Here is a 6777-nt window from a genome sequence, read left to right as displayed (position 1 = left end):
GGGTCTGGGTCGATCCGCAGCTGTTCGACCTGCTGTCCCGGATGCAATGCGCCGCGGCCGCCCTCTCGGGCACCCGGCAGCCGATATTCCTGCTCTCCGGCTACCGGACACCGGAACGGAATAGAACGCTCGAGGGTGCCGCCCTGCGGTCCCAGCACATCCTCGGCCGAGCTGCCGACATCACCGTCCCGGGATTCTCTCCCGCCCAGCTGGGAGCGCTAGCCGCCGCCGTCGGCGCCGGCGGCGTCGGCCTCTACAGCCGCTTCACGCACGTCGACACTGGGCCGGCCCGCGCCTGGGGCGTGGCTCGCAACCAGCACAGGGGCCTCTCCTGATGGACACCAGCCATATCGATTGGCGCTGGACCGCGGCGCCGCTGACGATCTTCGGGCTGCACTACTCCGTGCTGGTGTTCGTGCCGCTGCTGCTGTTTTCCCGGCTGTCCTGGTGGGTGGTCTTCGGGTTCGGGATCTACTGCGGGTTTCTGATCTGGTGTCGGAGGAAGAAGCTGGCGCCCTGGTCCATGGTCCGATTCCTCATCGTCCGGATGCACTATGGCGATCGTTACAGTGTGCGGTCATGGCGATGATCTGGCGTTGCGTCTTGCCGGCGATCGGCGCGATCGCGCTGACGGCGCCAGCAAGGGCCCAGGACCACGTCGACCCCTGGTCCTGTCCCGCATGGATCGCGATCGCTGAACGCGAGTACGGAATTCCGCCGGGGCTGCTGCAGGCCATCGGCCAGGTAGAGGTCGGGAACGCAATCGATCAGGGGAGGGCAGGGGCGTGGATCCTGGACATCGGTGGTCAGATGGTCCAGCCAGCGTCGCTCGCTTCCGCTCTGGACTCGATCATTCTCTCGCGAGATCTGTCCATTGATGTCGGCTGCCTGCAGATCAATCTGAGAGCCCACGGCGCCGCCGTGCCGGCTCGCGGATGGCTGCTCTATCCGAAGTACAACGCCGCTTACGGGGCCTGGTACCTGGTGACGTTGTTTCAGAAGCATCGAAGCTGGGTCGGGGCCGTTGCGGCCTACCATGCGGGCAGCGACAGCGAGCGCGGACACCTCTACTGTCACAGGGTGTCGACAGCTCTGGCCAATCTGCAGCGAATGAGCGGTCCTGGACTCGACTTGCCCTGCTAAGTGGGTGGTCGAATTGCCTATTATCAAGATCGATTTTCGGATTCAGTCTAGCAGCCCTCTGGCGCGCGCAAAGGCTCAATTTGAGATCAAAGGCATTGGTGCTTTGCACTACGCGGCGCTTGAGTTGCAAATGGCAAGGAAAGCGCTCACCTATGACCGACCTAGGCCTTTCATCCCGAATGGCCTTAGCAGATGATGATGCCTCACTATCAAATATCGCAATAATAAATCATCCTTGGTATTGATCCTTACGCATATAAAGACAGCACAATCTTCATCGGACGTGAGACGGCCCCGCGGACGCCACCATTTAGTGATGCGGATGCTTGGGTCCGAGATTGCTCCAAACGTTGACCGCCGGTTTAGTTCGACATTATGCCGTCGGCGATCGGCCCTCAGCTGAGCGATAATACCGCCGCCTCGTCCCCTAGTGCCCGCGCGACGGCATCGACCACATGTTGGTGGTGGGTGAGCACCATCGCCCGCACGCGCTCGCCGATTGGCGCCAGTATGTTCAGCCCCTGCAGAGTGCGCGCTTCGTCGAAGGTGGCGACGACGTCATCCACAACGAACGGTGCCGGTTCCGCCGAGCAGGCATATGCGTCCAGAGGCGAGGCGCGGCGCCAGGTACAGCTGGCCCGGCGCGCTCTGGCAAGCCGCTGCTGCAGCGGCCGCGGGGCACTCAGGTCGACTTGGCCCGCATGTTGGTGCCGCAGTTCGGCGAGGGGCGCGATCTCGCATTCAATGGGAGCACACCGGCCACGCCGGGTCTCCGCCAGGGCCCGGCCGTTGAAGCGACGAAGCTGGGCCTGCCTTGGATCGCATTCGCCGCCGTCTCGATGCCGGGGGCGACATCGCCCTACTGGCCGGGCTGCGCGCAAATCGCCACCTTCGGCATCCCGAATTCGGCCGGAAAAAGGTAAATGTCTACCATCGTCGGGTGGTCTACCGGGGAGGGGCCAAAACCGCTATACTTGTGGGGCGATCGGGGAATCACCCTTCGTGAACCCTTCGGGACATAGTCTGGAACGGAGATCGAGATCGCATCATTGCTTTGCAAAAGTTCCCTATTGTCGGCAACATGACACGAATATTGGGGAGGTATAGAATGGAATGGAGATACAAGCAATTAACCGGAGAATTATTTCTTGTCGGAAGCCCAGTAACGACACCGTTCGCTGTAGGATACTCAGGCGCGGGGTCGAGTAAAAATAACCCAGATGATCAGTGTGTAAGTGACCTAGGTCCAATCCCGAGAGGCTTGTACCAGATGAGTGGTGCAACATCGGACCCCGCGCCTTACACAATTCCTCTGATCCCTGACTCGGGTAATGATATGTGTGGGCGCTCCGGGTTTTTAATTCATGCCGATAACGTTAAATTTCCAGGATGGGCGTCGGCCGGCTGTATAATAATCGGCTCGCCAGATGTACGTAAGCAAATCTCTAATATTGTCGATGGTGGCGATAATATTCTTACTGTAGTATAATATTGGAGGATTATCGGAATGTGTGCAGTTCGCATCATATTCGCATTCGCTCTTTATGGTATTTGCGCATCAAGCTCCGCATTTGGGCAAGCAGTAATATATCCAAATATTAGTACCAATACGACGGTCTCTGGCGCGGATCTTGCGGTCGGCGAGTCTATCAGTGTGACGACGCAGATAATTGGAGATAAGAAAGTTCAACGAGATCCGTTACCAATTACGATGGTGCCAATTCTAGATTACTCCGGAAGTATGGCCGATGCGATAGGTGATCTTAAGAGCGCGGCGGTTAATCTCTTGGGCAGACTCGATGCAAGCCGCGACAGGGCGGCAGCAGTGGCATTCAGCACGGATGTAGTTGTCCTATCCTCGATCACGGCTGACCTTCCGTCAATACAACAGGCAATTGCGGGGCATGGGGTTGGTGGTTTGACAAATATTCTCGGCGGTCTCCAACAGGGTGTTAATCTCTTAAGGCAAGCCAAAACACCTCTGAGGGTAGGAATATTGTTTACCGACGGACAACCTGAACCGGACGGGGTAACGCAGCGATCCGAGATTTCCGACCTGCTCGATACCATTGCCGCGGATCATCTGGCGATCTATACAATTGGCTTGGGAGACGTGGATAAACTACTCCTGGATACTATTGCGCGTCGATCAGGAGGGGTCTTTCAATCAACACCTAATTCAGCCGGCCTTGATAAAATATTTAGTAGTATATACCAAGATAATATTCGTACGCTGACAACCAAATCAGTGGCTGTTTTTGAAAACATTTCGCCAGAGCTAAAAGTTAAAGACGGCAGCTTCAGAGCAAGTCAAATTCCGCCGAACATCGACCCAATCAAATTCAATAATCAGATGCGACAGAAAGTTGATAATTTCTACCGGACGGGAGCTTTGGATTTTCCCACCATCGGTGAATTGGATAATATCTCATTTTTTGCCTATTCATTTGATATTGCTCCAACGCAGTGCGATCCATTGGGCGACAAAAAAGTGCCTCTGCGAAATGCCGGAGCAATTGTACAATACTTCAACGGTCAGGCGAATGAGGCGACGGTGGTTATTAAAGCTCCGTATATTAATATACTGAAATGCGGGGTTTATCTCAGAAAAACTTGTGATGAAGGGCACAGAATACTTAATATCGCAGTGATGAACTCGTTTGCGAGGCCTATTAGGAATGTTCTGGTGGCCGACAGATTATCCGATAATTTCAAGGTGGACTTTGCACGCATCGCGGAGTTTAACCCTCCACCATCATCAGTCAGCAATAAACGCGACCTAACGGAATGGAGTCTCGGCAGCATTCCTGCCGGAAATAGCGGGTTGATCAAGTACGTTATCAGGGAAACACCGCAAGCCGGTACAGGAGCCATCGATATCGAGACGGATGATTATTGGGTGCGTTGGAATTACGAGCGAGATGCATTCGAAGTAACCGGTGCCGATAGTGGGTATTTTGATCTCGAGCGTGATCTGCTCGGATATGCTGCCGCGTCACCAACAACTCTCAATCTCATCCAAAACCACCTTGGATCGCAGCAACTCTCCTCCGGTTCGGTGATGCTCCCGCCCGCCGAAATCATAGCACAGGGTTTTGATTGGGCCGTGGTTGTTGATCCGTCTGCGCTCACGGGCCTTCCGAAGCTATCGCTGCCCGTAAATGATCGGTATACGGGCGTAATTTATGTAAAAAAAATTGATGGAAATTTTGACTTTATCATAGAGGTATCTGGTCAGGCCATATTGCCACATTTGAAAACATCACCTTCATTTGAGCCAGCTCCGTAGATATTGTGAAATTGATGCGTAAACAAATGGCTGTCTGGCGATAGAATCTCGCTCTCTGCATATTGTGGATCCCGGTGTCTGCGTGCATATGGCGAGCATCCCCAGCAGTGCTCGCTATTCGCCATGCTCAAACCGTATGCTGCGCCGCAGGATTCGGATTAGCGCAGCCGGCTGCATATGGGACCGCACCGGTGCACGCAATCATGAGGCATGTGCGTGCTTCGCATTTACCGAAACGGATCTGTTAAAGCCAACGGGCCGAACCCCACTGATCCGCTCGGGCTGGAAGCCTTCACTCAACCCAATCTTCTTAACGATCGGAGATCAACCCAGCGATATCACCGCCACCTGATCCCCGAGCTCCCGCACCGCGATATCCACCACATGCTGGTGGTGGGTGAACACCACCGTCTGCACCCGGTCGCCGACCGCCGCCAGCGCCTTCAGGCCCTGCGCGGTGCGGGCTTCGTCGAAGGTGGCGAAGACGTCGTCGACGACGAATGGTGCCGGTTCGGCCCGGCTGGCATAGGCGTCGAGATAGGCGAGGCGCAACGCCAGGTACAGCTGGTCCCGGGTGCCCTCGCTCATACCCTGGATGGGAATCGTCTGGCCTGACGCGCGTCGCCCGACCAGGCGCGGCGTGTCGCCATCGTCATACTCCTGGACGATGCCGTCATAGGCGCCGCCGGTCAGCATCGCGAACAGATCCGCGGCGCGGGTCAGAAGCGGGTCCTCCTGGCGGGCCCGATGCCGTTCGACGGCCGCCCCGACCATCAGCGCCCCCAGCTTGAGCACGGCCCAGTCATGCGCGGCCTCGACGAGCTCGGCTTCGGCGTTGCGGCGCTGCTGCAGCGCGATTTCGGCGCCGACGCCCTGCTCCAGCTCGGCCCGGCGGCGCAGGGTCCGATCCTGCTCGGCAAAGGTCTCCTGGGCACTGCGCTCCAAGGCCTCATCCTCCTGGGCCAGGCCCTGCAGGCTCGCCTCGGCCGTGTCGGCATCGAAGTCTGCCAGCCCGGCCCGCAGGGCGGCCTCGTCCAGCCCATCCGATTGCAGCACCAGCTGGACCCGGCGTTCGGCAACCGCGGCGGCCAGGTCGTCCCGCTCGGCCCAGCGGCTGAGCAGGGAGTCCAGATCGAGCCCGGGCGGCAGGCTGGACGCCAGTTCGGCCCGGCTGTGCTCGGCCTCGGCCAGGGAGCGTTGGGCATCGGCCTGGGCCTGGTCCGCCCGGGCCAGATGCTCGATCGCCGCGGCGCGCCGGCCGGCTGCGGTTCTCGCGGCCGTCACCCGGTCGTGCAGGGTGGCGATGGAGATGTCCGCCGGCAGGGTGGCGAGGTCGGGCGCCAGGCTGCCGATCAGGTCGCCGGCGCGGCCTTCGAAGCTCTCGATCTCGCGGCGCAGGCCGGCGACCCGCCGGGCCCGGTTGTCGCGTTCGCGCAGGGCGGCCGGAACCTCGCGCCACACGGCCAGCGCCGCTTCCGCCCCCTCCATCGACGTCGCCAGCGTCTGGCCGATGCCCGGCGCCGCCTCGGCCCATTGGCCGGTCCACGTCTCGAACTCGGCGGCCGTTTCGGTCGCGGCGGCGCGCAGCGCCTCGATCCGGCGTTCGCAGTCGCCGACCCGCGTCGCCAGATCCCGCGCCTGATCCCAGCCATGCGCCAGCGCCGCCAGATGCGGGCGCAGGCGCGCCGCGACCTGGCCGGGCTCGAACGGGTCGAGATCGGACAGGCCGGAGGCCACGGCGATCGCCTTCAGCGTCGGGGCGACGTCGCCCACCCCGCGGTCGATGGCGGAGACCCGGTCCTGTTGCGCCTGGAGGACATCGCGACGCTGCAGCAGCGCCTCGACCGCGGTCCCCCAGCCGATCATTTCAGCCGGCGTGCCCGGGATCAGCGAGAGGCTGGCCCAGGCCTCCTGCCACGCCGCCACCGCCTCGTGCCGGCGTGCGTCCAGATTGGTCAGGCGATCCTGGGCGGTCGCCGCCTGCTGCCGGGCCAGGGCCAGGGTCCGGGTCTCGACGGCGTGCTCGCCGACGCGCGCCGCATCGGCCAGCGCCTCGTCCGACAGCTGGTCGGCCTCGGCCGCCAGGCGTTCGAACTGCGCGACCGTGCCGGCCAGGGCACCCCCGCCGGGCGCATCCGGTTCTCCGAACAGGGCGGCGCGCAGCCGGTCCCACGCCAAGTCGCGGTCCTGGCGCAGGCCGCCGATTCGTTGCGCCGACGGCACCGGCCGGGTCATGGCCAAGGCCGCCAGCTTCGCCTCGGTCGACGCGATCGTCGCCGCCGCCGCGGCGATCTGGTCCCGCTCGCGCTGGCCCTCGGCCGCCAGCCCGTCCAGGATGGCGCGGT

8 protein-coding genes are annotated in these 6777 nt (G+C 60.8%); 6 read left to right on the top strand and 2 right to left on the bottom strand.

The window, feature by feature from the left end; all coding sequences use genetic code 11:
- From AC3XYG_RS29725 to AC3XYG_RS29715, 3 genes are all read left to right on the top strand, one after another.
- Positions 1-335 (top strand): YcbK family protein (locus AC3XYG_RS29725; protein WP_489143489.1); only part of this gene is annotated, 335 nt, incomplete at its 5' end.
- Complete coding sequence (locus AC3XYG_RS29720) at positions 335-589, top strand: hypothetical protein (RefSeq protein ID WP_489143488.1); 255 nt, start codon at positions 335-337, stop codon at positions 587-589. The genes AC3XYG_RS29725 and AC3XYG_RS29720, both read left to right, overlap by 1 nt.
- Positions 580-1143, top strand: a complete 564-nt coding sequence (locus AC3XYG_RS29715; protein WP_489143487.1) for a transglycosylase SLT domain-containing protein — start codon at positions 580-582, stop codon at positions 1141-1143. The genes AC3XYG_RS29720 and AC3XYG_RS29715 overlap by 10 nt, the downstream gene beginning before the upstream one ends.
- 395 nt (positions 1144-1538) lie before the next feature.
- Here the strand turns inward: AC3XYG_RS29715 and AC3XYG_RS29710 are convergent, their stop codons facing one another.
- Positions 1539-1709 carry a hypothetical protein gene (locus AC3XYG_RS29710; RefSeq protein ID WP_489143486.1) on the bottom strand — a complete coding sequence of 57 codons (171 nt, stop codon included), beginning with the start codon at positions 1707-1709 and terminating at the stop codon, positions 1539-1541.
- 135 nt (positions 1710-1844) lie between these two features.
- On the opposite strand from AC3XYG_RS29710, the gene AC3XYG_RS29705 reads away from it, so the two are divergent.
- From AC3XYG_RS29705 to AC3XYG_RS29695, 3 genes are all read left to right on the top strand, one after another.
- Complete coding sequence (locus AC3XYG_RS29705) at positions 1845-2066, top strand: hypothetical protein (RefSeq protein ID WP_489143485.1); 222 nt, start codon at positions 1845-1847, stop codon at positions 2064-2066.
- Positions 2067-2224: 158 nt separating this feature from the next.
- Positions 2225-2632 (top strand): tlde1 domain-containing protein, encoded by a 408-nt coding sequence (locus tag AC3XYG_RS29700; protein ID WP_489143490.1) that lies wholly within the window; start codon positions 2225-2227, stop codon positions 2630-2632.
- 18 nt (positions 2633-2650) lie between these two features.
- Entirely contained in the window at positions 2651-4432 is a 1782-nt protein-coding gene (locus AC3XYG_RS29695) for a vWA domain-containing protein (protein ID WP_489143484.1), read from the top strand.
- A gap of 324 nt (positions 4433-4756) precedes the next feature.
- Here AC3XYG_RS29695 and AC3XYG_RS29690 read toward each other — a convergent pair.
- Positions 4757-6777, bottom strand: a 2021-nt coding sequence (locus tag AC3XYG_RS29690; protein ID WP_489143483.1) for an ATP-binding protein, incomplete at its 5' end; no start/stop codon positions are given.

The organism is Inquilinus sp. (genome assembly GCF_057815775.1).
Note: the sequence above shows the minus strand (reverse complement) of the source record. Positions and strands in the feature narration are given on the sequence as shown.